This window comes from Inquilinus sp. Marseille-Q2685, from assembly GCF_916619195.1.
GTDB lineage: Bacteria > Pseudomonadota > Alphaproteobacteria > DSM-16000 > Inquilinaceae > Inquilinus.
In genome coordinates this window covers 92,668-118,132 of record NZ_CAKAKL010000013.1, presented here as the reverse complement: position 1 = coordinate 118,132, position 25,465 = coordinate 92,668, and the positions used below count along the sequence as shown (strand labels likewise).

Here is a 25,465-nt window from a genome sequence, read left to right as displayed (position 1 = left end):
CAAGGCCGCGGGAGGCCAGCCAATGATCGAACCGATGCATCGCCGCGCCGAGGCGAGCCTGCCGGATGACGATGTCAGCCTGCCGGCCTGGATCTATCGCGATCCCGAATTCTTCGCGGTCGAGCAGGAGGCGCTGTTCCGCACCTCCTGGCAGGTGGTCTGCCACCTGAACGACATCCCGGAGGCGGGCGACTTCCACACCTTCGAGTTCCTGGGCGAGAACGTGGTGGTGCTGCGCGGCCGCGACGGGCAGGTGCGCGCCTTCCACAATGTCTGCCGGCACCGCGCCGCGCGGTTGCTCGACGGGCCGAAAGGCCAGTGCGGCAGCCGCATCGTCTGCCCCTACCATGCCTGGACCTACGAGCATGACGGCCGCCTGGTCGGCATGCCGCAGCGCGCCAGCTACGGCGACATCGATCTCAGCCAGCACGGGCTCGTCCCGGTCGAGCACGAGGTGTTCTGCGGCTTCATCTTCATCCGCCTCGCCCCCGGCACGCCCAGCGTGGCCGAGATGATGGCGCCCTATGCTCATGAGATGGCGGCCTACCGCATCGAGGAGATGGTGCCGCTGGGCCGGGTGACGATGCGGCCGCGCTCGGTCAACTGGAAGAACGTCGCCGACAACTATTCCGACGGGCTGCACATCACCGTCGCCCATCCCGGGCTGACCCGGCTGTTCGGCCGCGGCTACGGCGTCGAAGCCCGGCCCTGGGTCGACAAGATGTGGGGCCATCTGCAGGAGCGGCCGTCGGCCGTGCTGTCGGAGCGGGCCTACCAGCACTTCCTGCCGGAGGTGCCGCATCTGCCGCCGGAGCGGCAGCGGCTGTGGACCTATTTCAAGCTCTGGCCCAACGTCGCCTTCGACATCTATCCGGACCAGATCGACTTCATGCAGTTCATCCCGGTCTCGCCGACCGAGACGATGATCCGCGAGATCGCCTATGTGCATCCGGACCACCGGCCCGAGATGAAGGCCGCGCGCTATCTGAACTGGCGGATCAACCGCCGGGTCAGCCTCGAGGACAAGGCGCTGATCGACCGGGTGCAGGCCGGCATGGGCTCCTCCAGCTACGCCGTGGGGCCGCTCGGCGAGACCGAGGTCTGCCTGCGCAGCTTCGCCCGGGCGATGCGCCGGCTGATCCCGGAAAGCCGGCTGCACCGGCCGCCGCCGGCGGGCTGGAGCCTGCGGCGCGAGGCGTCGCAGGCGCCCGCCTTCGCGGCGGAGTAGGGTTCAGCAGGACAGGCCGGGCGGATCTTCATGGCGAACACACAGGTCTTCGACGTCGCGATCATCGGCGGGGGCCACAACGGCCTGGTCTGCGCCGCCTATCTGGCGGCGGCCGGGCTGAAGGTGACGGTGCTGGAGCGCCGGAAGGTCGTCGGCGGCGCCGCGGTGACCGAGGAGTTCCATCCCGGCTTCCGCAATTCCGTCGCCTCCTACACGGTCAGCCTGCTGAACCCGAAGGTGATCCGTGATCTCGACCTGCCGGGCCACGGGCTGAAGGTGGTGGAGCGGCGGCTGTCCAACTTCCTGCCGGTCGACGACCATCGCTATCTCCTGGCCGGGCCCGGCCGGACCAAGGCGGAGATCGCCCGCTTCTCGGCCCGCGACGCCGAGCGCTACGACGCCTATGGCGACCGGCTCGACGCCATCGCCGACGTGTTGCGCGACATCGTGCTGCGCACCCCGCCCAACATCGCCGCCGGCGGCTGGTCGGCGGCGCTGCCAGAGCTGATCCGGGCCGGGTCGCTCGGCAACCGGCTGCGCAAGCTCGACATGGTGATGCGGCGCGACCTGCTCGACCTGTTCACCAAATCCGCCGCCGACATCCTGGAGGGCTGGTTCGAGACGCCGGTGGTGCAGGCGCTGTTCGGCTTCGACAGCATCGTCGGCAACTACGCCAGTCCGCACCATGCCGGCACCGGCTACGTGCTGCTGCACCATGTCTTCGGCGAGGTGAACGGCAAGAAGGGCATCTGGGGCCACGCCATCGGCGGCATGGGCGCGATCACCCAGGCGATGGCCAAGTCGGCGGCGTCGCGCGGCGCCGTGATCCGCACCGACGCCGCGGTGCGCGAAGTGATCGTCGAGGGCGGCCGTGCCGTCGGCGTGGTGACCGAGGCGGGGGACATCGTCCGCGCCGGCTGCATCGTCTCCAACCTCAACCCCAAGCTACTCTACGGCAAGCTGGTCGACCCCGCGGCGCTGCCGCAGGACTTCCGCGAGCGGATGGAGCGGTTCAAATGCGGCTCCGCCACCTTCCGCATGAACGTGGCGCTGTCGGAGCTGCCGGACTTCACCTGCCTGCCGGGCAAGGCGCTGGCCGACCATCATACCAGCGGCATCATCATCGGCCCCAGCCTCGACTACATGGACAAGGCCTATCTCGACGCCAAGGCCGGCGGCTGGTCGAAGGCGCCGATCGTCGAGATGCTGATCCCATCGACGCTCGACGACTCGCTCGCCCCGCCGGGCCGGCACGTCGCCAGCCTGTTCTGCCAGCATTTCGACCCGAAGCTGCCGGACGGCGCCAGCTGGGACGACCATCGCGAGGCGGTGGCCGACCTGATCATCGACACGGTCGATGCCTGGGCGCCGAATTTCAAGGCGTCGGTGCTGGGTCGCCAGATCAACAGCCCGCTGGATCTGGAAAGGACTTTCGGCCTGATCGGCGGCGACATCTTCCACGGCGCGCTGTCGCTGGACCAGATCTTCTCGGCCCGGCCGGTGCTGGGCCATGGCGACTACCGGGCGCCGGTGCCCGGCCTGTACATGTGCGGGTCGGGGACCCATCCGGGCGGCGGCGTCACCGGGGCGCCCGGCCACAACGCGGCGCGCGAGATCCTGGCCGATTTCAAGCGACGCCGCCTGAGGCGCGCGGCATGATCATGCTCCCATCCGGAGACAGAGCAGGACAGGCATGGACCGCTCCTGGGACGTGATTCCCGGCGATATGCCGGGTCTCGAATGGCGCATTCCGGTGCTGCGCTTCAAGGGGCGGGGCGGTGGTCCCTCCGCCTATCTGCAGGCGGCGCTGCATGCCGAAGAACTGCCGGGCGTCATCGCCATCGACGCGCTCTGCGCCAGGCTGCGCCGGGCCGAGGCCGCCGGGGACATCCGGGGCGACATCACCATCGTGCCCTGGGCCAACCCGATCGGGCAGCAGCAATGGCTGCACGGCTCCGGCCAGGGGCGCTACGAATTCGACAGCCGGATCAATTTCAACCGCGGCTTCCCGCTGCTGGACCGGCCGGACCCGTCGCTGCTGCCGGGCGACGACACCGTGCAGACCGCGACCGAACGGCTGAAGGGCCGGCTGCTGCGCCTGGCGCTGCCTTGCGAGATCGTCCTCGACCTGCATTGCGACGATGAATCGCCGCTCTACCTCTACATCCCCACGGCGCTGTGGCCGGACATGTCCGATCTCGCCGCCGCGATGGGCGCGGACACCGTGCTGCTCTGGGACGGGGATGGCGGCGGCGCCTTCGACAGCGCCTGCCTCGAACCCTGGCTGCGCGCCGGCGATCTGGCCGGGCGCGCCGTGTCGACGGTCGAACTGCGCGGGATGGCCGATGTCGATGCCGGCCTGGCCGAGACCGATGCGGCCGGGCTGTTCCGCTTCCTGGCAGGCCGCGGCGTGATCGCCGGCGATGCGGGGCCGCCGCCCGACTGGTCGGGCCCGGCCGTGCCGCTCGACTGGGTCGAGATGATCAAGGCGCCGGCGGGCGGGGCGATCTCCTTCGCCCGCAAGCCGGGGGACCGGGTCGAGGCCGGGGACCTGCTGGCGACCATCCTGGTCCGGCCGGGCGAGGAGGGGGGCGGGGTGCCGGTGCGGGCGCCGCAGGCGGGCGTGGTCATGACCCGCCGCGCACATCGCCGCACCCGCCCGGGCGACGATCTGATGAAGCTGGTCTGCCGGTCGCCCAGCGCGACGGCCAGGCCCGGGCCCCTCGAACCCTGAGGGGCGTCACCGTCGAAGCAAGAAACAGGGAGCGCAGAGCAATGGACCGTCCGATCCTTTCCGCCTGTCTGGCGATCGCAGTGACCTTTTTTGCAGGCTCCGCCGCGGCGCAGGAGGTGGTGCGCATCGGCACCACGCCGGAATCCTACCCGCCCTTCACCTGGGTCGACGCCCAGGGCAAGCTGAACGGTTTCGAGATCGAGATCGGCGAGGCGCTCTGCGCCCAGATGCAGGTGAAGTGCGAATGGGTGCTGCAGAGCTGGGATGGCATCATCCCGGCGCTGCAGGAGAAGAAGTTCGACGCCATCATCGCCTCGATGTCGATCACCGACGAGCGCAAGCAGGTCGTCGATTTCAGCGACAAATACTACGACTCGCCGGCGATCTTCATCGGCCGCAAGGACGAGGCGATCGAGATCTCGCCCGCGGGCCTCGAAGGCAAGACAGTCGGCGTCCAGGTCTCGACCATCCATGCCAACTATGTCGAGGCGAAGTACAAGGGCGTCGTCACGATCAAGACCTATGACACGCAGGAGAACGCCAATCTCGACCTGATCGCCGGCCGCGTCGACCTGCTGCTGGCGGATTCCGTGGCACTGCTGGACGGCTTCCTGAAGTCGCCGGAAGGGGCCGAGTTCGAGGCCAAGGGCCAGCCGATCCGCGATCCGCTGCTGGGGCTTGGCGCCGGCATCGCGGTGCGCAAGGGCGACCCGCTGGCCGCCAGGTTCTCCGCCGCGATCAAGGCGATCCGCGCCAACGGCCTCTACAAGACGATCAACGACAAGTATTTCGGCTTCGACATCTACGGCTGAGGCCGCGGCGATGGAGGACCTCGCCGCCCTGCTGGGCTTCGGGGAGAAGGGGTGGGGGGCGCAGCTCCTGGCCGGGGTGGTGGTGACGGTCGAGATCGCCGTCGCCTCTTACCTGGTCGGGCTGGTCCTCGGGCTGCTCGGGGCCTGGGCCAAGCTGGCCGGGCCATGGCCGCTGCGGGCCCTCGGCAACGCCTACACCACCATCGTCCGCGGCGTGCCGGACATCCTGATCATCCTGTTCGTCTACTACGGCGGCACCAGCGCCCTGCGCTCGCTGATCGGCCTGGTGGTGCCGGGCGTGACGGTGGAGATCGACGCCTTCGCCGCCGCGGTCGCCTCGCTCGGCTTCGTCTCCGGCGCCTATGCGACCGAGCTGTTCCGCGGCAGCATCCTGGCGGTGCCGCCCGGGCAGGTCGAGGCGGCGAAGTCGCTGGCCCTGCCGCCGCGGGTGATGTTCTTCCGCGTGGTTCTGCCCCAGGCGATGCGCTTCGCCCTGCCGGCGCTCGGCAATCTCTGGGTCGTGGTGCTGAAGGACAGCGCGCTGATCAGCGTGGTCGGCTTGCGTGACCTGCTGGGCAGCGCCGCCACCGCCGCCGCGACCACGCGCATGCCCTTCACCTTCTATGCCGTGGTGGCGCTGATCTTCCTCTTGCTGACCATCGCCTCGGTCGGGCTGTTCCAGTTGGCCGAGCGCGCCTATGGCCGCGGCTTCCGGCGGTCCTGAACCATGGATCTCGACTTCGTCCAGCGCATCCTCGGCAACCTCTTCGATGGCGTTCTCGTCACCATCATCCTGGTGACGGCATCCATGGTCTGCGGCAATGCCCTGGCCGTTCCGGTGGCGCTGGCCCGGGTGTCGCGGCGCTGGTGGCTGAAGGCGCCGGCCTTCCTGTTGATCCTGTGCATCCGCGGCACGCCGCTGATCGTGCAGATGTTCATGATCTACTACGGCCTGGCCCAGTTCCCGGCGGTGCGGCACAGCGTGCTGTGGCCGATCCTGCGCGAGCCGATGTGGTGCGCGGTGATCTCGCTCAGCATCAGCACCGCCGCCTATTCCGGCGAGGTGCTGCGCGGCGCCATCCAGGCGGTGCCGCGCGGCGAGATCGAAGCCGCGCGTTCGGTCGGCATGCGCCGCGGCCTGATGATGCGCCGGATCGTGCTGCCGATCGCGCTTCGCCAGAGCCTGCCGGTCTTCGCCAACGAGACGGTGCTGCTGTTGAAGGCCAGCGCCATCGTCTTCACCATCACCGTGCGCGACCTGATGGGCGAGGCCAACATCATCCGGGCGCAGACCTTCCGCACCTATGAGCCGCTGATCACGGCCGCCCTGATGTATCTGGTCCTGACCTGGATCATCGTCCGGGGCTTCGCCTGGCTCGAGGCGCGGCTGGGCACCCACCGGCGGGCGGTGTCCGCCATGGCGCCCGGCCGCGCCGCGCCGGCCGCGGCGGCGGTGCCGCTCGACGCCCGCTGACCCAAAAGGGGGAGGGGGGCGGATCGGCCGCCTTGCCGATTGTGCGGCGCGGCGGCGCGGGATTAGGCTTGGTCTGGGACGGACGTCCGGAAGAGGCGCCGTCCCCGCGCCACTGGGAGATCGATCATGCGTTTGCGCAGCATCGTCCTGGCCGTTGCCGCCATGGGCGTCCTGTCCTCGGGCCCGGCTTTCGCCGGCGCCGTTCTGGACCGGATCATGCAGAACAAGAAGATGGTGATGTCGACGGATCCGGAATATCCGCCGCAATCCTCGTTGAACGCCAGCAACCAGTTCGAAGGCTTCGACATCGATGTCGGCACCGAGATCGCCAAGCGTCTCGGCGTCTCGATCGAATTCGTCACACCGGGCTGGGAGACCATCGTCTCCGGCAAATGGGCGGGGCGCTGGGACGTCTCGGTCGGGTCGATGACGCCGACCAAGGCGCGGGCCGAGGTGCTCGATTTCCCGGCGATCTACTACTACACGCCGGCCGCCCTGGCGGTGCATTCGGCCAACGCCACGATCAAGACGCCGGCCGACGCCTCGGGCAAGAAGATCGGCGTCGGCGCGGCCACGACCTATGAAAGCTATCTGCGCGGCGACCTGGTGATCGACGCCGCCGGCGCGCCGCCGTTCCAGTTCCTGGTCAAGGACGCCAAGATCCAGGCCTACGACACCGACGTGCCGGCGCTGGACGACCTGAAGCTTGGCGACGGCACCCGGCTCGACGCGGTGGCGACGGCGCTGCCGACGATCCAGGGCGCGATCAAGAACGGCTATCCGATCAAGGTCGTGGGCTCGCCCCTGTTCTACGAGCCGCTGTCGGTGGCGATCGAGAAGGGCGATCCGGAGCTGACCGCCAAGCTCGCCGAGATCGTCAAGGCGATGCACGACGACGGCACGCTCAGCACGCTCTCGGTGAAATGGTACGGGGTCGACCTGACCAAGCCCGCGGCCTGAGAGAGTGATCCGCCTGTTCGAGGCCCTGGCGCAGCCGCTGCTGCTGCGCGGGCTTCTGTTCCTGCTTTCCGTCGCCGCGCTGGCCGGCTTCGACTATGGCGGGCTGGTCGCGCGGCTGGCGGAGGTCGTGCCGGTCCTGGCCCTGCCGGCCGGCCAGGCGGCCGGGCCCTGGCTCGTCATCGCCGTCCTGGCCGCCCTGGTGGTGCTGAACTTCTGGCTGCTGTCGCACCTGCCGTTCCGGGCTCAGGTGGCGATCATCTGGCTTGAGCTGCTGGCCCTGTTCGCGGCGTTCTGCTGGAGCTTCGGCCTCAGCTATTCCTTCATGGCCGACCGGGCGCCGATCCTGCTCGGGCTCGAGCTGCGCGACGGCTTCATCCAGGGCGCGGCGCTGACCCTGTTCATCTGCGCCGTATCGATCGCGATCTCGACCGTGATCGCGCTCGCCGCCGCCCTGGCTCGGCTGTCCGACAGCGGCCCGGCCTTCGGCATCGCGACCTTCTATATCTCGTTCTTCCGCGGCACGCCGCTGCTGCTGCAGACCATGCTGATCTATCTCGGCCTGCCGCAGCTCGGCCTGGTCATCGACGCCATCCCGGCCGGCATCATCGCCCTATCGCTGTGCTACGGCGCCTATATGGCCGAGATCTTCCGCGCCGGCATCCTGGCGATCCCGAGGGGCCAGTCGGAGGCCGCCCTGTCGCTCGGGCTGAAGCCGGCCGAGGTCACCTGGCTCGTGGTGCTGCCGCAGGCGATGCGGCTGATCATCCCGCCGACCGGCAACCAGTTCATCGCCATGCTCAAGGATTCGTCCCTGGTCTCGGTGATGGGTGTCTGGGAGATCATGTTCCTGGCCCGCACCCACGGCCGGGCCGAGTTCAAATACATGGAGATGCTGATCGTCGCCGCGCTGATCTACTGGGCGATGTCGGCGGTGTTCGAGCTGGTCCAGGCCCGCATCGAGAAGCGCTTCGGCAAGGGCGTCTCGGCCCGCTGAGTCGGGCCTGGAGGCATGCATCGAGTTATATCCAATTGGTTACATCCGGCCGCGCCGCGCGACGGCGCTTGGCCTAGCCATTCGTCATTTGACATCCCTCGATGACGATCAATAATAAGTAACCAAACGGTTATAACGTGGCGGCCGAACGCCGCCGTGCCAGAAGGGGAGGCAACCGATGAAGGCTTTCAACCGTCGTTCGTTCCTGCAGGGCACAATTGTCGCCGGGGCCGCCGCCGGGGCGGCGCTGTCCCTCGGCGCCGGCCGCGCCATGGCTGCGGAGACCCGGCTGCGCATGACCTGGTGGGGCTCGCAGGAGCGCGCCAAGCGCACCCAGGACGTGGCCAAGCTGTACGAGCAGAAGACGCCGGACATCGCCATCGTCGGCGAACCGCTGAGCGGCGACGCCTACTGGACCAAGCTGTCGACGCAGATGGCGGGGCGCAACGTCTCCGACGTCTTCCAGCTCGAGCCCAGCACCGTCTCCGACTACTCGAAGCGCGGCGCCTGCATGGCGCTGGACCCGTTCATCCCGAAGCCGCTCGACGTCGAGGCCTTCGGCGCCAAGATGCTCGACCTGTGCCGGGTCGACGGCAAGATCTACGGCGTCGGGCTCGGGCTGAACTCCTTTTCGATGTTCTACGACACCACGGTCTTCGCCAAGGCCGGCATCCCGGTGCCGACGCCGGACACGACCTGGATCCAGTTCGCCGAGATGGCGGCCGAGCTGACCAAGGCGGCCGGCAAGGACCAGCTCTGGGGCGCGGCCTACGGCGCCCGCTACGCCTATGTCCTGGACGTCTGGCTGCGCCAGCGCGGCAAGTCCCTGTTCTCACCGGAAGGGTCGATCGGCTTCGGCGTCGAGGACGCCAAGGAGTGGTACGCCTACTGGGAGGATCTGCGGAAGAAGAACATCTGCGTCTCGGCCGACCTGCAGACCCAGGACCAGAACACCATCGAGACCAGTCCGCTGACCCGCGGCAACGCGGTGATGGGCTTCACCTATTCCAACCAGCTGATCGGGTACCAGGCGATGATGCCGAACAAGCTCGGCATCACCATGGTGCCGGCGCTCGGCAAGGAATCCCCGTCCGGCCACTACTACCGGCCGGCGCTGATCTGGAGCATCGGCGCCACCTCGAAGAACGGCGAAGCTGCGGCCGCCTTCATCAACTTCTTCGTCAACGACATCGAGGCCGGCAAGATCCTGGGCGTGGAGCGCGGCGTGCCGATGTCGCCCAAGGTGCGCGAGGCGATCCTGCCGCAGCTGAACGAGACCGAGCGCGCCACGGTCGACTACGTCAACCTGCTGGCCGACAAGGTCAGCGCCTATCCGCCGCCGGCGCCGGTCGGGTCGCAGCAGTTCGACCGCGACGTGGTGCGCAAGACGGCGGACCAGGTCGCCTTCGGCAACCTGTCGATCGACGAGGCGGCGCAGCAGCTGGTCGATCAGGGCAAGTCGATCCTGCGGCCGAAGTGAGCGGAATCGGAGGTGAGGGCGGCATGACCGGTCTCCCGGCCCTGCCGCCCGACCGGGAGCGGAGAGGATCGCGATGAAACGCGCCATGATCGTCTGGGGCGGCTGGGAGGGGCACGAGCCCGAGCCGGGCGCCGCCACTGTCGCCGCGATGCTGCGCGACGAAGGCTTCGAGGTCCGGGTCGAAGGCGACATCGACGCCTTCGCCGACCCGGCGTTGCGCGAGATGGACCTTATCGTGCCGTGCATCACCCGCGCCGCCATCGCCAAGGAGCCGCTGGACAACCTGCTGGCCGCGGTCCAGGGCGGCACGGGGATCGCAGGCTATCACGGCGGCCTGGCCGGGTCGTTCCGCGAGGCGGTGGGCTTCCATTTCATGGCCGGTTGCCAGTGGGTGGCGCATCCCGGCGGCATCATCCCGTTCCGGGTCAACATCACCCGGCCGGACGACCCGATCATGGACGGCATCGGCGACTTCGACTACCGGTCGGAGCAGTACTACCTGCATGTCGACCCGATCGTGGAGGTGCTGGCCACCACCACCTTCTCGGGCGAGCACGCCCCCTGGATCGACGGCGTCACCATGCCGGTCGTCTACAAGAAGCGCTACGGCGCCGGGCGGGTGTTCTACACCGCGCTGGGCCATGTGGTGCGCGAGTTCGAACACCCGCAGATGCGCGAGATCCTGCGCCGCGGCCTGCTCTGGGCATCCCGATGACCGATACTGCCGATCGCATCCGCGCCAATCCGTTGGCCAGCCGTGCCGATGCTCAGCGCCTGCTGCGCGACCTCACCGCGCCGCTCGAATCCGGGTTCAGCCCGGGCCGGGCGCAGATCCGGCTGGGGCTGGACTCCGCCCATTTCAACCGCAAGGCGCAGTGGTTCGAGGGCTATGCCCGGCCGCTCTGGGGCCTGGCGCCGCTGCATGCCGGTGGCGGCGGTTTCGAGTTCTGGGACAAGTTCCGCGAAGGGCTCGCCAGCGGCACCGATCCGGACCACCCGGAATACTGGGAAGCGGTGACCGATCTCGACCAGCGCTCGGTCGAGATGGCGGCGCTGGGCTTCGCGCTGGCGCTGGCGCCGGACAAGCTGTGGGAGCCGCTGCCGGAGGCGGCGAAGCAGCGCGCGGCGGCCTGGCTGGGCGGCATCCAGTCGGTCGAGATGGCCGACAACAACTGGCACTTCTTCCCGGTGATGGCCGGGCTGGGGCTGGAGCGGGTGGGCGTCGGCATCGACACCGCCTCGCGCGACCGGCATCTGGCCCGGATCGACCAGTTCATCGGCGCCGAGGGCTGGTATGGCGACGGCGAGGGCGGCTGGATCGACCATTACAACGGCTTCGCGCTGCACTTCTACGGGCTGATCTACGCCGCCCATCGGGCGGAACAGGACCCGGTGCGGGCGCAGGCCTACAGGGATCGCGCCACCGCCTTCGCCCAGGGCTTTCGCCACTGGTTCGGGGCGGACGGCGCGGCGCTGGTGATCGGCCGGTCGCTGACCTACCGCTTCGCCATGGCCGGATTCTGGGGGGGCCTGGCCTATGCCGGGGTCGAGGCGCTGCCCTGGGGCCAGATCCGCGGCCTCTGGGCCCGGCAGATCCGCTGGTGGATGCAGCAGCCGATCCTCGACGCCGCCGGCCGCCTGCCCGTCGGCTATCGCTGGCCGAACTATTTCATGAGCGAGGAGTACAACTCCCCCGGCTCGCCCTACTGGGCATTCAAGGCCTTCCTGCCGCTGGCCTTGCCGGACGGCCATCCGTTCTGGACGGCGCGGGAGGAGGAGCTCGACGCGGCGGACGGCACCGCCACGCTGCGCGGCGCCTCGATGGTGGTGCGGCGCAGCGGCGGCGACGTGGTGGCGCTGCCGGCCGGCCCGGTGCGCACCGAGATGCGCGGCTCGACCGACAAATACGGCAAGCTGGCCTATTCCTCGCGCTTCGGCCTGGCGGTGGAGGCGGATCGCTGGCTCCATACCGGCTTCTGCGGCGACAACATCCTGGCGGTCAGCCGCGACGGGCAGGAGTTCCGGTCCCGCGGCGCGCTCGCCGCCTCCCGGGTGGGCAAGGGCTGGGTCGAGACCGTCTGGCAGCCCATGGCCGGGGTCAAGGTGACGACGCTGCAGGCCTTTGCCGGGGACTGGGAGCTGCGGCTGCACCGGGTCGCCGCCGACGCGCCGCTGGCGGTGATCGAGACCGGCCATGCGGTGCCGGCGCACAGCCGCACCCGGGGCAAGCTGAAGCAGGCCTTCGACAGCCGGGAGCCGGGGCCGCAGGGCCTGACCCTGGCCGTCGCCGACGGCCACGCCTCCAGCCTGGCCGATCTCGGCGGGCTGCGCCGCGCGGTCGAGGCGGATGTGGCGCCGAACACCCATCTGGTGTTCCCGCAGGCCTCGGTGCCGGCCCTGGTCGGCCGGATCGGCGCCGGCGAGACGCTGCTGGTCACGCTGGTGCGGCCGACCCACGGCCTCGACCCGACAGGGTTGGCGGCCACGCTGCCCGCGACCGACGACCTGCGCGCGATCGCCGAGGCCGCCGGCTGGAACGCCGCCATCCTCGACTGGGCGACCGTGCCCCGCAGCCTGGAAGTGCGCCACCGGCCGGTGGCGGAGTGGGCATGACGGTTTTCGCTGCGTAGGCTTTTGTTGCCTCTCCCACATCCGGCGGGAGAGGCAACGCAAAGCGCAAAATGGATTTGGAGGAGGCGTGGAAAGGTGCCTCAGGCCCTCGGCGCGGCCTGCAGGCGGCCGCCGGCCAGGGCGGTCAGGTGCAGCTCGCTCAGGCTGCGCGGGTCGAACAGCAGCGCCGTCTTCTCGTCGCGGCTGAGGGCGCCGGTGTTCAGCGTGCCGGGGCCGCCCGCGGTCAGCTTGCGCCGCGCCGCCTCGACCACCTTCGCGTCCTCGCGCCCGGCCTCGGGCGACCCGGTCAGCAGGGTCATGTGGATGGCGTTGGCCAGCGGGTCGCGGATCACCGTCGCCAGCCCGTCCTCGACCGGCCGGGTGGTGGCGGAAAGCTGCTCGCCCAGCGCCGCGGCCTCGACCACGATCTGCGGCTTCTGCCGCTCCTCCGGCGTCACCAGCAGGCCGAGCTTCCGGGCCCAGACGCCGGTGGAGTGGCGCGAGGTGATCACCGACAGCGGGATCGACAGCAGAAGGCCGATCACCAGCGGCGACAGCCAGGCCAGCATCGAGGGCGAGATCCACAGCGCCACCACGCCCAGAACGGCGCCGAAGATGGTGTGGCCGCGATGCATCTGCACCGCGTCGGCCCAGGTCGTGCCGCGGTCGTCGCGCGACTGCGTGCCCCAGCCGGAATCGCGGCCGAGGAAGGCCTGCAGCACGAAGCTGGAATGGAACAGCATCATCACCGGCGCCTGGAAGATCGAGAAGAAGGTCTCGAACAGCAGGCTCAGCAGCGCCCGGAAGGCGCCGCCATAGCCGGCGGCCAGGCGGCGGTCGAACAGCAGCAGCGTCCAGCCGAAGATCTTCGGCGCCAGCAGCATGGCGAAGGAGATCACCAGCAGGCGCACCGCCAGCGTCTGGTCCTGCACCGGCCAGACCGGGAACAGGGTCTCGGCCGTCGGGAAGTAGACCGGGATCTCCAGCTTGTGCTCGAGCGCCGTCAGCATGCCGATGCAGATGAAGATCAGCCACAGCGGCGAGGAGACGTAGCTCATCACGCCCATCGCCATGTGCTGGCGCGACAGCGGGTGCAGGCCGCGCGCCACCAGGACGCGCAGATGCTGCATGTTGCCCTGGCACCAGCGCCGGTCGCGCTTGGCGTGGTCGATCATCGTCGGCGGGCATTCCTCGTAGCTGCCGCCGAGCTCCGGCACCAGCCAGGCGGTCCAGCCGTTGCGCCGGATCAGCGCCGCCTCGACGAAGTCGTGCGACAGGATATGGCCGCCGAAGGGCGGCCGCCCGGACAGGATCGGCAGGCCGCAGCTCTCGATGAAGGCGCGGGTGCGGATGATCGCGTTGTGGCCCCAGTAGTTGCCGTCGCCGAGCTGCCAGAAGGCCAGGCCGGCGCTGACGATCGGGCCGTAGAGCCGCCCGGCGAACTGCTGCATCCGGGCCCACAGCGTGTTGCGGTTCACCACCAGCGGCGGCGCCTGGATGATGCCGGCGCGCGGATTGGCCTGCATCAGCCGGGCCATGGTGACCAGCGTGTCGCCAGCCATAAGGCTGTCGGCGTCCAGCACCACCATGAAGTCGTAGCGGGCGCCCCAGCGGGTGCAGAAATCGGCGATGTTGCCGGCCTTCTTGGCGACGTTGTGCCGGCGCTTGCGGTAGAAGATGCGGCCGCTGCCCTCGGTGCGGCGGCACAGCGCGCTCCAGCCGATCTCCTCCGCCACCCAGACGTCGGGGTTGGTGGTGTCGCTCAGGATGAAGATGTCGAAGGCGTCGAGATGGCCGGTCCGCGCCAGGCTGTCGTGGATCGCCTGGAGGTTGGCGTAGATGCCGGTCGTGTCCTCGTTGTAGACCGGCATCAGTACCGCGGTGCGGCTCTTCAGCGGCGCCACCGCCTCGGCCCCCTGCGGCCACGCCAGGCCGGGCTGGCCCCAGCGCAGCAGAAGGGTCAGGAAGCCGGGCAGGGCGGTCCAGAAGGACAGCGCGATCCAGGAGAAGTTGATGGCGAACATCACCACCAGGGCCAGCTCCAGCCCGGTGACGCCGCCGACCGACAGGAACCGGTAGAGGGCGAAGGCGGCGGCCAGGGTCGACAGCGCGGTCGCGCCGAAGACGGCGAGGCGGCGCCAGCGAGCCGCGGAGGCGTAGGACGCCGCTTCGAGTCCGGTCATCGGCTAGGAGATCGCCTTTCCGTCAGGCCGGGCGCCGTTCGGCAGCCTCGGGCGACCACCAGCCGAAGATGCGCTTCAGCGGCTCGCCGGCCCAGACCGGGTCGAGCGGCTGGTCCAGCATCGGCGTCGGCTTGGAGCGCGGTACCGGCACCGGCGACACCCGGCGCAGCGCCTGTTCCATCGCCTGCGGCAGCGGATCCTCGGACAGGAAGTGCTCGGGCCAGCGGCGGGCGGCGGCGGTCAGGGGATAGGCGGCGCGGCCGATGGTCAGCACCGCGTCGTCGTCGCGCTCGCTGCGGTTCAGCACCACGGCGAACCAGTCGGCGGTACGCCGGCGGGCGTGCTCCAGCAGGGCGGGGGCCGGCATCGTCGACGGATCGACGTCGCAGAACGCGGTCTCGATCGCGCCGGACAGTGCGGCCGGATCCGTGAATCCCAGGCCTTGGAAGAAGGCGATGACGTTGTCGGGCATGTTGATGTTGACCGGGGTGCGTGACCCGACCTGGGACATGGGACGATTCCGATGCGTCGTCAAGGCGTCCATTGGAAACTCCATGTTTCGGTCAGGGCATCGCTGCCCTGCCGTAAGAAGCACCGAAGCTCGGCAGGATCGTCGCCGGCGGGTTTCAGATCGAAGAAGGCCCGCCAGCCGCCGAGTTCCGGATTCCGCTGTGCGACGGGGAACTGGATTTCCCCGGCGGAAGCCGTGACCACGGCCTCCAATGACGCGTCTTCCGGCAGAGAGTCAAGCGCGCCGCCCCGGAAGTCGATCACGAACTTGCGGGTATCGCTGGACTTGTTGTCGCCGCCGGACACGCCGCCGGCCCCGGTGCGGGTCGATACCACGATCCCGCGGTCGCTGCTGACCGGCGGATTCATGCCCCAGTGCAGCCGATAGGATAGCTTCCATTCCTGGCCGGCGTCGACCGGCTGCTTCGGCACCCAGAAGGCGACGATGTTGTCGTGGATCTCGGCGTCGGTCGGGATCTCGACCAACTGCACCACGCCGGGTCCCCAGCCGCTCAGCGGCTCGACCCACAGGCTGGGGCGGCGCTCGTACATCGCCTCCAGGTCCTGGTAGCTGGCATAGGAGCGCTGGCGCTGCATCAGGCCGAAGCCGCGCGGGTTCTCGTCCATGAACGAGCTGATCAGGAGGCGCGACGGGTTGCGCAGCGGCCGCCAGATCCATTCGCCGGCCCCGCTCCACATCGACAACCCGTCGCTGTCATGCACCTCCGGCCGGAAGTCGTCGAAGGTCCTGTGGTCCTGTGGGCCGAACAGGAACATGCTGGTCAAGGGCGCGATGCCGAACTTCTCGATGGCGTGGCGCGGATACAGCGTCGCCTCGACATCGACCGTGGTGATCTCGCCCGGCTTGATCAGGAAGCTGTAGGCGCCGCTGACGCCCGGACTGTCGAGCAGGGCGTAGAGCCGGATCTGCTTGGCGTCCGGGGCCGGCGTCTCGACCCAGAACTGGCGGAACAGCGGGAACTCCTCGCCGCGGGTCGACCCGGTATCGATCGCCAGGCCGCGGGCGGACAGGCCGTAGATGTTCTTGCGGCCCAGGCAGCGGAAGTAGCTGGCGCCCAGGAACACCGCGATCTCGTCCAGGAACTCCGGCCGGTTGATCGCGTAATGCAGCCGGAAGCCGGCGAAGCCGAGATGGTCGGGCGGCGTCTCCGGGAACTTGGTGCCGCCCAGGTCGAACAGGTCCTGGCGGTACAGCACCTCGCGCGCCTGGTAGCCGTCGACCTGGAAGATGTGGACCGGCTTGTCGTAATAGGCGCCGAGATGGAAGAAGTGCATCTGGAACGGCAGGTTCTCCGGCCGCCACAGCGCCTGCTCGGGCAGGAAGCGGATCGCCCGCAGTTGGTCGTAGCTGAGCTGCTTGATCTCGGCCGGCAGGTTCTCGTCCGGCGGCACGAAAGGCGCCTGCGACACGGTCTTGGCCCGGTCGATCAGCCAGGTCATGCTGAACGGCGTGGTCTCGCCCAGGCTGGGGGCGGCGACGGCGGGCCGGCCGGGCGCGAACAGTGACGACGCCGCCAGCGCGGTCGTGCCCATCAAGATCTGGCGTCTGGTCAGCCCCACGTCACCACCACCGGATTTTTGCACTGCAACATCCAGGCACCATCGATCGCGATTGTGGCGGTTCGTGGACAAGACCCGCCCCACGCGAACGCCGCTGCGCCGCGCACGGCTCAAACCCCCACAGCCCGGTCCCGGTTCCACGACGCCTCCGCCCCGCGCCGCGTGCCGCAACCGTCCGATCAACGCAACCTTCGTGAATTTGTTCCGATGTTACCCTAGCCGCTCTGTGTGCAGTGCAAAAGCCGACGAACCCAGGCGCGGCGGCAGATGCTGGTCTGCATTCTCACAGATTGACACGCGTGTTTGACTCGCTTTTACGGGGAGAAGGATCTGGCGAACGCATCCCGGAACGTCGACATCGGCGCCACCGGTCCGGTTGCCGGAGGATTCAGCCCGTCGACGAAGCCCCAGTCGCGGAACCGGGCGACCAGGTCCGGGTCGCGGCTGAAGACATGCACCGGCACGTCGCGCGGGGTGTCGGGGCCGGTCACGATCGGTGCCGGCTGGTGGTCGCCCAGCACGATCATCAGCGTGTGGTCGCCCATGACGCGGGCGGCATAGTCCAGCGCCGAGCGCAGCGAATAGGCCATCGACCGGCCGTACTGTTCGCGGATCCGGTCCGGGTCGCTCCACACCTCCTCCGGCGTGCCGCCGGTCGCCGGCAGGCTGCGGTAAAGGCTGCCGTCGCCGATCATGCCCCAGTCCTCGACCAGGGTCGGCACCGGGGTCCAGGGCGCGTGGCTGGACACCAGCACCACCACGCTGAACAACGGCTTCGGCTGGCTTTGCCGCCAGCGGTCATAGACGGCCAGCGTGTACTGGTCCGGCATCGTCACCCAGCCGAAGGGCGGGCCGGCATAGCCGAGATCGTCGGCGAACAGCGTCTGGTCGAAGCCGAAGAAGCGTTTCGCCTCGGGCTCGCTGCCGGTGATCGCGGGGGCGATCAGCCCGGTGTGGTAGCCGACCTTGGCGAACAGGCGGGGCAGGGTCATGCGCTTGCCGGTGACCAGCAGGTCGTAGCGCAGCTGGTCGTCGATCTGCATGCCGCTGGCCAGCGTCGCATGCGCCAGCCAGGACTGGCCGCCGCGGGTCGGCGACGCCAGCCAGCCGGAGGCGGTGTAGACCCCGGCGGCGGCCAGCTTCGGCGCCATCTCGGCCAGCGCGGCCTTGGGCAGGGCGTCGAAGCGCGGGTCCTCCAGCGCGCTGCGGCCGTAGGATTCGAGGAAGACGACGGTGACGTCGGCGCCGCCCAGCCCGCCCAGCGGCGTCCGCGACACCCCGCCGACCAGCGGGTCCACGGCCTCCTCGGCCCGGAATCGGCCTTCCATGGCCAGGGCCGGGATCAGACGGCGGACCTGGTCGGCGACCATGAAGCTGGCGGTGTCGTTCACCGGGCGGGCCGGGCCATAGGCATCCGGCACGGCCTGGCCGACGGCGAAGACCAGGATGGCCAGCGTCGCCAGGCTGCCGGCGATGCCGCGCCGGGCGGGGGAAACGGAGAGGGCCTGCTGCAGCAGCCGCACCGACCGGGTGGTCGCCCGCCAGATGCGCCAGCCGGCGACGACGGCCCCGAGGGTGATGCCGATCAGGCCGACGGCGCCGAGCACCCCGGTCGCCAGATGCATGCCGTTGACCAGCAGCAGCCGGTCGACATAGAGGCTGACGGGCCGGCCGAAGGAGAGCTGGGTGACGAGGTCGGCCAGCTTGATCGCCGCGACCAGCAGACCGAGGCCGCCGAGCACGCCGGCGACGGCGCGCGACCGCCGCAGCGGCGGCACCAGCGCCAGGGCGGCGACCAGCACCGCCAACTCGACCGGCACCGAGGCCAGGCCGTAGACCTGCCAGCCGTCCGGGGCCGACGGCACGCCGAGCAGCAGCACCAGCCACAGCAGCGCCCCGGCCAGGCGCAGCGCGCCGAACAGCGGCGCAAGTCGGTTGCGGGGGCGGGGCAGGGTGGCGTCCGTCGCGGTCATGGCGCGGGACGATGACACAGCTTTTGGTGGCGGGTGGATGAATTCGCGGTCATCTCCGAATACACCCTGGTGCCGGACCGGTATCGGCGCGATAACCAGATCGAGAATCGACCGCGCGATGCCCGACGACAGATCCGCCGCCCCGACTGCCGAGACCATCCGGCGCGCCACGCCCGATGACGTGCCGCGGCTGCTGGAGATCGAATCCCGCGCCTTCGACCATGACCGGCTCAGCCGTCGCAGCTTCCTGCACCTGCTGACCCGGGGCCACGCGGTCTGCCTCGCGGCGGAGGGGGGCGGCCGGTTGCTCGGCTATGCCCTGGTGCTGCTGCGCCGGACCACGGCGCTGGCCCGGCTCTATTCCCTCGCGGTCGACCCGGAGGCCCGCGGGCGCGGTCTCGGCGCCCGGCTCCTGGAGGCGGCGGAGCGGGCGGCGCATGACGAGGGCGCGCTGTTCCTGCGGCTCGAGGTGCGGCCGGACAACGCCAAGGCGATCGCGCTCTACGAGCAGCACGGCTACCGCCATTTCGGCCGCTATCTCGACTTCTACGAGGACCATGCCGACGCGCTGCGCTTCGAGAAGCGGCTGGGCACCGAGGACCTGCCGCAGATCGATCTGCACGTGCCCTATTACGCGCAGACCACCAACTTCACCTGCGGCGCGGCGACGCTGCTGATGGCGCTGAAGGCGCTGGACCCGGAGACGGAGTTGAGCCGGGCGCGGGAGCTGCGGCTGTGGCGCGAGGCGACGACGATCTACATGACCTCGGGCCATGGCGGCTGCGACCCCTACGGCATGGCGCTGGCGGCGCATGACCGCGGTCTGCGGGCCCGGATCTTCGTCAGCGACGATTCGATCCTGTTCCTCGACGGCGTGCGCAGCCCCGACAAGAAGGCGGTGATGACCGTGGTGCAGGAGGATTTCCGCACCCGCTGCGCCCGCCGCCGGATCGAGGTCCGGCATCGTGCCCTCGGTTTGCCCGAAATGTGCGCCCTGATTGCCGAAGGCGCGATCCCGATCGTCCTGATCAGCATGTTCCGGGGTTATGGCGAAAAAAATCCACACTGGGTGGTCGCAAACGGCTTCGACGAGCGTTTCATCTATGTGCACGACCCCTGGGTCGCCGTGACGGAGATGGAGAGCGCCTCGGCCAAGGCGAATCTGCCGATCCCGCGCCAGGAATTCGAACGTATGGCCCGCTACGGCCGCACCCAGCTCAGGGCCGCGGTCGTGCTCAGCAGGAAGGGCTCATGAGCGGTTGGATCATCGTCGTCGACCGGATCGGCGACTTCAAGGGCGACGCGGATGGTCGCCAGCTGGTCACCACCCGGGACTACATCGCCCGGCCGCAGATGCTGAAGGGAGGGGACGCCAAGGTCATCAACCTGTCGCGTTCCACCGCCTACATGACCCGGGGCTACTACGTCTCGCTGCTGGCCGAGGCCCGCGCCCACCGGGTCATCCCGATGGTCGAGACCATCCTCGACCTCGGCCAGAAGACGCTCTACAAGATCGCGCTGCCGGACCTGGAGGACGACCTCAACCGCCGGATCAAGCGGCTGGCCCCGCCGCCGGGCGGCCCGTTCAAGTTGATCATCTGCTTCGGCCGGGCCGACGACGACCGGTTCCAGGATTTCGGCCGCCGGGTGTTCGACTGGTTCCGGGCGCCGATCCTCGAGGTCAAGGTCCGCTTCACCGACCGCTTCCGCATCGCCTCGATCGGCGAGCTGTCGATCGCCGACATCGAGGGTGACACCGAGGCCTTCTTCTACGAGACGCTCGACCTCTACACCCGCCAGAGCTGGCGGAACCCGAAGGAGAACAAGCCGGCGAAATACACCCTCGCCGTGCTGTTCAACCCGAAGGAGGAGTTCGCGCCCTCGACCCACCGCTCGATCCTGAAGCTCGCCCGCGTGGCCGAGACCATGGACATGGAGGTCGAGGTCATCGAGAAGAAGGACCTGTTGCGCCTGGCCGAATACGACGCGCTGTTCATCCGCGAGACCACGGCGATCGACAACCACACCTTCCGCTTCGCCCGACGGGCGGAGCAGGAGGGCATGCCGGTGATCGACGACAGCACCTCGATCCTGCGCTGCACCAACAAGGTCTATCTCTACGAGCTCTTGTCCGCGAACAAGATCCCGACGCCGAAGACCGTGGTGGTCGACAGCCTGAAGAACATCGAGCGGCTGGAGGAGGAGTTCGCGTATCCGATGGTGCTGAAGATCCCGGACGGGTCCTTCAGCCGCGGCGTGTTCAAGGCCAATGACCGGCGCGAGCTGGAGCAGATGGCCGAGCAGCTCTTGGACGATTCCGACGTCATCCTGGCGCAGGAGTTCATGCCGACCGACCACGACTGGCGGGTCGGCGTGCTGGACGGCGAGCCGCTGTTCGTCTGCCAGTACATGATGGCGAAGAAGCACTGGCAGATCGTCCGCCACTCCGCCGACGGCAAGGTCGGATGGGGCAACTTCAAGACCTTCGCCCTCGACGAGGTGCCGCCCGAGGTGCTGGACGTCGCCGTGCGCGCGGCCAAGCTGATCGGCGACGGGCTCTACGGCGTCGATCTGAAGCAGACCGAGAAGGGCGTGTTCGTGATCGAGATCAACGACAACCCCAATCTCGACCACGGCTGCGAGGACATGATCGCCAAGGACGAGCTGTGGCGGCGGATCTGCCGCTGGTTCATCGATCGCATCGACGCCGGCTGATCCGGCCGCGCGGCAGGGGGAGGGGAATGGTGCTTCGCGCAACGTTGGCGATCCTGGTTCTGGCCGCGGCGGCGCCCGCCCTGGCCGACGGCACGCTGCCGGACAAGCTGTCGGCCGACGACCGGCAGCGGCTCGAAACCTTCGATTCCGTGCGCGGCGAGGCGATCGGCGCCGCCCGCGAGAGCGACGACAAGGCGGCGCTGGCCGTGCTGGACCAGATACTGTCCGGCAAGCCGGAGACGATCCGCGGCGCCAGCGACCTCGCCGGCGACTGGCGCTGCCGGGTGGCGAAGCTGGGCGGCAACCTGCCGCTCGTGGTCTATGACTGGTTCCGCTGCCGGATCACCGACGACGCGGCCGGGCTGCGGCTCGACAAGGTCTCCGGCTCGCAGCGCACCGCCGGCGCCTTCTACGACGATGCCAATGCCGAGCGGCTGACCTATGTCGGCGCGCTCTACTACGGTTATGAGGGCAAGCCCAAGCCCTATGGCAGCGACGCGGAGCGCGACCAGGTCGGCTATCTGGTCCGGGTAGGCCCCGACAGGCTGCGGCTCGAACTCCCGTCGCCGCGGCTCGAATCCCAGTTCGACATCATGGAGTTGGAACGCGCCCGCTGAGGGTTCCGGTCAGCCATCCTCGCGCCAGCGCCGGCGGAAGTCCCGCGGCGTCAGCCCGACATGGCGCCGGAAGGCGGTGGTCAGGTGGCTGTGGCTGGCGAAGCCGGTCTCCAGCGCGATCGCGGTGATGTCCTGGGCGCTGTTCGCCAGCAGCCAGCGCACCCGGCGCAGCCGCTGCGCGATGACGTATTGCGCCGGCGTGGTGCCGAAGGCCTGCCGGAAGGCGACCAGCAGGTTGTGCGTGCTCATGCCGGCGATGTCCGCCAGGTCGTCCAGCGTGATCCGCTCGCCGAGACGGGCATGGATATGCTCCTGCAGCCGCTCCCGGGCCGGCTTGCTCAGCAAGGGGCCGCGCGGCCCAGATGCCGTCTCCTCGGCCCGGTAGCGCTGCACCAGATGCAGCGACAGCGCCTGGCCCAGGCTGGCGCCCAGCATCTCCGACACACCGTCGTCGCGGCCGATCAGCTCGGCCAGCCGCTCGATCGCGCGGTACAGGAACTCGTCGCGATGGGCGAAGCGCGGCGCGATCCGACCGTCCGATCCGGGCAGGGCGGACAGCGACTCCGGGTCGAGATACAGCACGCCATAGCGGATGGTGCCGCCGCGGGCCTGGCTGGCATAGCTGCGGCCGGCCGGCACCACCCAGATGTCGCCGGCGGCGGGCGGGCCCGGCCGGGCGGCGACCCCGTCCAGCTCGGTCTCCAGCTGCCGCATCGGGCCGCCGAGATGGACGATCACGGCGTGCCGTGCCTCGCGCATCCGCCAGCTCGCCGCCGCGCGGATGTCCTCGCGCGTGACCGCCAGCTCGACCGCGCCCCAGCGCCCCTGGATCTCGGTCATCTCCGCCATCTCACCAGCCTGCCGGTTAGAAAGATAGAATTTTATTCATTCTAGATCCCGCCGGAGAATTCGTAATCCCCGCGGGCATTGTGGAAGCGCGCGGGAGACGACATCGGCAGGATCCTTCGGGCAGCGGGCGGAATGCCGGCCTGGATCGCAGGAGCATGCCATGCCCAACCAGCCTCTCAAGGACAAGGTCGTCGTCATCGGCGGCGGCGCCAAGAATCTCGGCGGCCTGATCAGCCGCGACCTGGCCTCGGCCGGTGCCCGCATCGCCATCAACTTCAACAGCAACGCCACGAAGGCCGCGGCCGAGGAGACCGTCGCCGCGGTCAAGGCGGCGGGCAGTGACGCCTTCGCCCTGCAGGGCGACCTGACCCGGGTGGCCGAGGTCGAGCGCCTGTTCGCCGAGGCGAAGTCGCGCTTCGGCCGGGTCGACATCGCCGTCAACACCGCCGGCAAGGTGCTGAAGAAGCCCTTCGTCGAGACCACCGAGGCGGAGTACGACGAGATGTTCGCGGTCAACTCCAAGGCCGCCTATTTCTTCATCCGCGAGGCCGGCAAGACGCTGGAGGATGGCGGCCGGATCATCACCATCGTCACCTCGCTGCTGGCCGCCTTCACCGGGCTCTACTCGACCTATGCCGGGGCCAAGGCGCCGGTCGAGCATTTCACCCGCGCGGCGGCCAAGGAGTTCGGGCCCCGCGGCATCTCGGTCAACAACATCGGGCCCGGGCCGATGGACACGCCGTTCTTCTACCCGGCCGAGACGCCGGATTCGGTCGCCTACCACACCGCGGCCTCGGCCCTGGGCGGCCTGACCAGGATCGAGGAGATCGTGCCGATCGTCCGCTTCCTGGCGACCGAGGGCGGCTGGATCACCGGCCAGACCCTGTTCGCCAATGGCGGCTACACCACCCGCTAGCGGACGGGAGATGGGCGCCGAGGCCCTCGCGGATGCCGGCGGCGGCTGGGCGCTGGCGCCCGTCCTGCTCTGGCTGTTCCGCGAGGGCCGATTCCTGGCCGACCCGAACGAGCTGACCCGGGGGCTGGCGCTGCGGCTGGTCGCGGCCGGCGCGCCGCTGGTGCGGCTGCGCCTGTCGCTGCGGGCCGACGGGCCGCGCCTCGCCGGCTGGGCCGCAGTCTGGACGCGCGGGCAGCCGCTGGACCGCGACCGGGTCGCCCGGGCGGGGCTGCAGCGGCTGCCCGCCTATATCGGCAGCCCGCTGGAGCATATCGACCGTACGGGCACGGCGTTCCGCCTGCGGCTGGAGCCGGCCGTGCCGGCGACGGCCCATCCGCTGTTGCACCGCCTGGCGGCGCAGGGCGCCACCGACTACCTGGCCCTGCCGATGCCCTTCGCCGACGGGCGGATGGCGTCACTCGTCGCCGTCACCGACCGCTGCGGCGGCTTCGGCGCGGAGGATATCGCCAAGCTGGAGGCGCTGGCCGAGGCGCTGAGCCCGGTGCTGGAGGCCGCCGCGGCGCGGCATCTCGCGCGGATGCAGGGCCCGGCATAGGATTGCGAACCATCGGATTCGTGGGATTCCGCACATGACCACCCAGGCGGCCCGCGGCCTGCTCCGCCCGCGCAAGGCGCATGAGCACGGCAAGGTCACCTTCGTCGAGCTGTTCTTCGACCTGGTCTTCGTCTTCGCGATCACCCAGCTGTCGCACGGGCTGCTGCACGACCTCACCGCGCTCGGCGCGGTACACACGGCGCTGCTGTTCCTAGCCGTATGGTGGGTGTGGATCTACACCTCCTGGGTCACCAACTGGCTCGACCCCGACCGCACGCCGGTGCGCCTGCTGCTGCTGGTGCTGATGCTGGCCGGGCTGGTGCTGTCGACCTCGCTGCCGGAGGCCTTCGCCGAAAAGGGGCTGGGCTTCGCCGGCGCCTATGTCTTCATGCAGGTCGGGCGCAGCCTGTTCACCGCGGCGGCGCTGCGCGGGCACAGCCCCGGCAACTATCGCAACTTCCTGCGCATCACCGCCTGGCTCGTGCTCTCCGCCGTGTTCTGGATCGCCGGGGCCTTCGCCGAGGCGGAGGCGCGGCTGGCGCTCTGGGTCGTGGCGCTGGCGATCGAATATGTCTCGCCTTCGCTCGGCTTCTGGACCCCCGGCCTGGGGCGCTCGACCACCGCCGACTGGGACGTCGAAGGCGGCCATCTGGCCGAGCGCTGCGGCCTGTTCGTGATCATCGCGCTGGGTGAATCCATCCTGGTCACCGGCGCCACCTTCGCCGATCTGGCGCCGGATGCCGCCACCATCGCCGCCTTCGCCGTTTCCTTCATCGGCAGCGTGGCGATGTGGTGGAGCTATTTCGATATCGGCGCCGAGCGCGGCAGCCGCCGCATCGCCCATGCCGACGATCCCGGGCGGCTGGCGCGCATCGCCTACACCTATATCCACCTGCTGATCGTCGCCGGCATCATCGTCGGCGCGGTGGCGGACGAGCTGGTGCTGGCCCATCCCGAGGGCCATGTCGACGGCAAGACCGCGATCGCCCTGCTGGGCGGGCCGGCGCTGTACTTGCTCGGCAACGCGCTGTTCAAATGGACCACCGCCGGCCGCATCCCGCTGTCGCATCTGGTCGGCCTCGTCCTCCTGGCCTTGCTGATCGCGGCGGTCGCCGCGCTGTCGCCGCTGCTGCTGGCCGCCGCCGTGGCGGTGGTGCTGGTCGTCGTCGCGGTTTGGGAACGGCTGTCGCTTCGCCACGCGCGGGCCCTATCATCGCCCGAGATCGGCTGAGGA

At 69.5% G+C, this 25,465-nt stretch carries 22 protein-coding genes; 17 read left to right on the top strand and 5 right to left on the bottom strand.

Features of this window, described 5'->3' with window-relative positions; translation table 11 throughout:
* The first annotated feature begins 22 nt into the window (after window positions 1–22).
* From LG391_RS33010 to LG391_RS32960, 11 genes are all read left to right on the top strand, one after another.
* Window positions 23–1,228, top strand: coding sequence for an aromatic ring-hydroxylating dioxygenase subunit alpha (locus LG391_RS33010; RefSeq protein ID WP_225773143.1), 1,206 nt, complete (start codon window positions 23–25; stop codon window positions 1,226–1,228).
* A gap of 30 nt (window positions 1,229–1,258) precedes the next feature.
* Window positions 1,259–2,887 (top strand): NAD(P)/FAD-dependent oxidoreductase, encoded by a 1,629-nt coding sequence (locus tag LG391_RS33005; RefSeq protein WP_225773141.1) that lies wholly within the window; start codon window positions 1,259–1,261, stop codon window positions 2,885–2,887.
* Between the two features lie 34 nt (window positions 2,888–2,921).
* Window positions 2,922–3,962, top strand: coding sequence for a succinylglutamate desuccinylase/aspartoacylase family protein (locus LG391_RS33000; protein ID WP_225773139.1), 1,041 nt, complete (start codon window positions 2,922–2,924; stop codon window positions 3,960–3,962).
* 41 nt (window positions 3,963–4,003) lie between these two features.
* Entirely contained in the window at window positions 4,004–4,774 is a 771-nt protein-coding gene (locus tag LG391_RS32995; protein WP_225773137.1) for an ABC transporter substrate-binding protein, read from the top strand.
* A gap of 10 nt (window positions 4,775–4,784) precedes the next feature.
* Window positions 4,785–5,498, top strand: coding sequence for an ABC transporter permease (locus LG391_RS32990; RefSeq protein WP_225773135.1), 714 nt, complete (start codon window positions 4,785–4,787; stop codon window positions 5,496–5,498).
* 3 nt (window positions 5,499–5,501) lie between these two features.
* Complete coding sequence (locus tag LG391_RS32985; RefSeq protein ID WP_225773133.1) at window positions 5,502–6,248, top strand: ABC transporter permease; 747 nt, start codon at window positions 5,502–5,504, stop codon at window positions 6,246–6,248.
* 126 nt (window positions 6,249–6,374) lie between these two features.
* Window positions 6,375–7,208 carry a transporter substrate-binding domain-containing protein gene (locus tag LG391_RS32980; protein ID WP_225773131.1) on the top strand — a complete coding sequence of 278 codons (834 nt, stop codon included), beginning with the start codon at window positions 6,375–6,377 and terminating at the stop codon, window positions 7,206–7,208.
* Window positions 7,209–7,212: 4 nt separating this feature from the next.
* Complete coding sequence (locus LG391_RS32975; RefSeq protein WP_225773130.1) at window positions 7,213–8,202, top strand: amino acid ABC transporter permease; 990 nt, start codon at window positions 7,213–7,215, stop codon at window positions 8,200–8,202.
* A gap of 178 nt (window positions 8,203–8,380) precedes the next feature.
* Window positions 8,381–9,682 carry an ABC transporter substrate-binding protein gene (locus LG391_RS32970; protein ID WP_225773128.1) on the top strand — a complete coding sequence of 434 codons (1,302 nt, stop codon included), beginning with the start codon at window positions 8,381–8,383 and terminating at the stop codon, window positions 9,680–9,682.
* Between the two features lie 73 nt (window positions 9,683–9,755).
* Window positions 9,756–10,397, top strand: coding sequence for a ThuA domain-containing protein (locus tag LG391_RS32965; RefSeq protein ID WP_225773126.1), 642 nt, complete (start codon window positions 9,756–9,758; stop codon window positions 10,395–10,397).
* On the top strand, window positions 10,394–12,295 hold the full coding sequence (locus LG391_RS32960) for a DUF2264 domain-containing protein (protein ID WP_225773124.1): 1,902 nt from the start codon (window positions 10,394–10,396) through the stop codon (window positions 12,293–12,295). Before LG391_RS32965 ends, LG391_RS32960 begins: the two co-directional genes overlap by 4 nt.
* Before the next feature lie 98 nt (window positions 12,296–12,393).
* Here the strand turns inward: LG391_RS32960 and mdoH are convergent, their stop codons facing one another.
* The 4 genes from mdoH to LG391_RS32940 all read right to left on the bottom strand — a co-directional run bounded on the left by mdoH (window position 12,394) and on the right by LG391_RS32940 (window position 18,539).
* Complete coding sequence (mdoH, locus tag LG391_RS32955; protein ID WP_225773122.1) at window positions 12,394–14,475, bottom strand: glucans biosynthesis glucosyltransferase MdoH; 2,082 nt, start codon at window positions 14,473–14,475, stop codon at window positions 12,394–12,396.
* 22 nt (window positions 14,476–14,497) lie between these two features.
* A complete protein-coding gene (locus LG391_RS32950) occupies window positions 14,498–14,986 on the bottom strand; it encodes a hypothetical protein (protein ID WP_225773120.1) in 489 nt (162 codons plus the stop codon).
* Window positions 14,987–15,006: 20 nt separating this feature from the next.
* On the bottom strand, window positions 15,007–16,539 hold the full coding sequence (locus LG391_RS32945) for a glucan biosynthesis protein (RefSeq protein ID WP_225773118.1): 1,533 nt from the start codon (window positions 16,537–16,539) through the stop codon (window positions 15,007–15,009).
* A 341-nt stretch (window positions 16,540–16,880) separates the two neighbouring features.
* Window positions 16,881–18,539, bottom strand: a complete 1,659-nt coding sequence (locus LG391_RS32940; RefSeq protein ID WP_225773116.1) for a sulfatase-like hydrolase/transferase — start codon at window positions 18,537–18,539, stop codon at window positions 16,881–16,883.
* Between the two features lie 118 nt (window positions 18,540–18,657).
* Between LG391_RS32940 and LG391_RS32935 the strand changes: the two genes are divergently transcribed.
* Genes LG391_RS32935 through LG391_RS32925 form a run of 3 tightly spaced genes read left to right on the top strand, consistent with a single transcriptional unit; the run spans window position 18,658 to window position 21,871 of the window.
* Window positions 18,658–19,794, top strand: a complete 1,137-nt coding sequence (locus LG391_RS32935) for a GNAT family N-acetyltransferase/peptidase C39 family protein (protein WP_225773114.1) — start codon at window positions 18,658–18,660, stop codon at window positions 19,792–19,794.
* On the top strand, window positions 19,791–21,254 hold the full coding sequence (locus LG391_RS32930; protein WP_225773112.1) for a RimK family protein: 1,464 nt from the start codon (window positions 19,791–19,793) through the stop codon (window positions 21,252–21,254). The genes LG391_RS32935 and LG391_RS32930 overlap by 4 nt, the downstream gene beginning before the upstream one ends.
* A 26-nt stretch (window positions 21,255–21,280) precedes the next feature.
* A complete protein-coding gene (locus LG391_RS32925; protein WP_225773110.1) occupies window positions 21,281–21,871 on the top strand; it encodes a DUF4893 domain-containing protein in 591 nt (196 codons plus the stop codon).
* A 9-nt stretch (window positions 21,872–21,880) separates the two neighbouring features.
* On the opposite strand, the gene LG391_RS32920 is transcribed toward LG391_RS32925, so the two are convergent.
* Window positions 21,881–22,720, bottom strand: a complete 840-nt coding sequence (locus LG391_RS32920; protein WP_225773108.1) for a helix-turn-helix domain-containing protein — start codon at window positions 22,718–22,720, stop codon at window positions 21,881–21,883.
* A 160-nt stretch (window positions 22,721–22,880) separates the two neighbouring features.
* Here LG391_RS32920 and LG391_RS32915 point away from each other — a divergent pair, with 160 nt between their 5' ends.
* The 3 genes from LG391_RS32915 to LG391_RS32905 are packed head-to-tail and all read left to right on the top strand — an operon-like array spanning window position 22,881 to window position 25,462.
* A complete protein-coding gene (locus LG391_RS32915; protein WP_225773106.1) occupies window positions 22,881–23,636 on the top strand; it encodes an SDR family oxidoreductase in 756 nt (251 codons plus the stop codon).
* Window positions 23,637–23,646: 10 nt separating this feature from the next.
* The gene (locus tag LG391_RS32910) at window positions 23,647–24,231 is read left to right on the top strand and encodes a hypothetical protein (protein ID WP_225773104.1); all 585 of its coding nucleotides are present in this window, start codon (window positions 23,647–23,649) and stop codon (window positions 24,229–24,231) included.
* A 34-nt stretch (window positions 24,232–24,265) separates the two neighbouring features.
* The gene (locus LG391_RS32905) at window positions 24,266–25,462 is read left to right on the top strand and encodes a low temperature requirement protein A (RefSeq protein WP_225773102.1); all 1,197 of its coding nucleotides are present in this window, start codon (window positions 24,266–24,268) and stop codon (window positions 25,460–25,462) included.
* The last annotated feature ends 3 nt before the right edge of the window (window positions 25,463–25,465 follow it).

Coding starts and splice junctions, on each gene's coding strand:
- LG391_RS32930 (WP_225773112.1), top strand. CDS start 19,791: ATGAGCGGTTGGATCATCGTCGTCGACCGGATCGGCGACTTCAAGGGC.
- LG391_RS32990 (WP_225773135.1), top strand. CDS start 4,785: ATGGAGGACCTCGCCGCCCTGCTGGGCTTCGGGGAGAAGGGGTGGGGG.
- LG391_RS32945 (WP_225773118.1), bottom strand. CDS start 16,539: ATGGGCACGACCGCGCTGGCGGCGTCGTCACTGTTCGCGCCCGGCCGG.
- LG391_RS33005 (WP_225773141.1), top strand. CDS start 1,259: ATGGCGAACACACAGGTCTTCGACGTCGCGATCATCGGCGGGGGCCAC.
- LG391_RS32965 (WP_225773126.1), top strand. CDS start 9,756: ATGAAACGCGCCATGATCGTCTGGGGCGGCTGGGAGGGGCACGAGCCC.
- mdoH (WP_225773122.1), bottom strand. CDS start 14,475: ATGACCGGACTCGAAGCGGCGTCCTACGCCTCCGCGGCTCGCTGGCGC.
- LG391_RS32980 (WP_225773131.1), top strand. CDS start 6,375: ATGCGTTTGCGCAGCATCGTCCTGGCCGTTGCCGCCATGGGCGTCCTG.
- LG391_RS33010 (WP_225773143.1), top strand. CDS start 23: ATGATCGAACCGATGCATCGCCGCGCCGAGGCGAGCCTGCCGGATGAC.
- LG391_RS32910 (WP_225773104.1), top strand. CDS start 23,647: ATGGGCGCCGAGGCCCTCGCGGATGCCGGCGGCGGCTGGGCGCTGGCG.
- LG391_RS32915 (WP_225773106.1), top strand. CDS start 22,881: ATGCCCAACCAGCCTCTCAAGGACAAGGTCGTCGTCATCGGCGGCGGC.
- LG391_RS32905 (WP_225773102.1), top strand. CDS start 24,266: ATGACCACCCAGGCGGCCCGCGGCCTGCTCCGCCCGCGCAAGGCGCAT.
- LG391_RS32940 (WP_225773116.1), bottom strand. CDS start 18,539: ATGACCGCGACGGACGCCACCCTGCCCCGCCCCCGCAACCGACTTGCG.
- LG391_RS32935 (WP_225773114.1), top strand. CDS start 18,658: ATGCCCGACGACAGATCCGCCGCCCCGACTGCCGAGACCATCCGGCGC.
- LG391_RS32985 (WP_225773133.1), top strand. CDS start 5,502: ATGGATCTCGACTTCGTCCAGCGCATCCTCGGCAACCTCTTCGATGGC.
- LG391_RS32925 (WP_225773110.1), top strand. CDS start 21,281: ATGGTGCTTCGCGCAACGTTGGCGATCCTGGTTCTGGCCGCGGCGGCG.
- LG391_RS32950 (WP_225773120.1), bottom strand. CDS start 14,986: ATGTCCCAGGTCGGGTCACGCACCCCGGTCAACATCAACATGCCCGAC.
- LG391_RS32970 (WP_225773128.1), top strand. CDS start 8,381: ATGAAGGCTTTCAACCGTCGTTCGTTCCTGCAGGGCACAATTGTCGCC.
- LG391_RS33000 (WP_225773139.1), top strand. CDS start 2,922: ATGGACCGCTCCTGGGACGTGATTCCCGGCGATATGCCGGGTCTCGAA.
- LG391_RS32995 (WP_225773137.1), top strand. CDS start 4,004: ATGGACCGTCCGATCCTTTCCGCCTGTCTGGCGATCGCAGTGACCTTT.
- LG391_RS32920 (WP_225773108.1), bottom strand. CDS start 22,720: ATGGCGGAGATGACCGAGATCCAGGGGCGCTGGGGCGCGGTCGAGCTG.
- LG391_RS32960 (WP_225773124.1), top strand. CDS start 10,394: ATGACCGATACTGCCGATCGCATCCGCGCCAATCCGTTGGCCAGCCGT.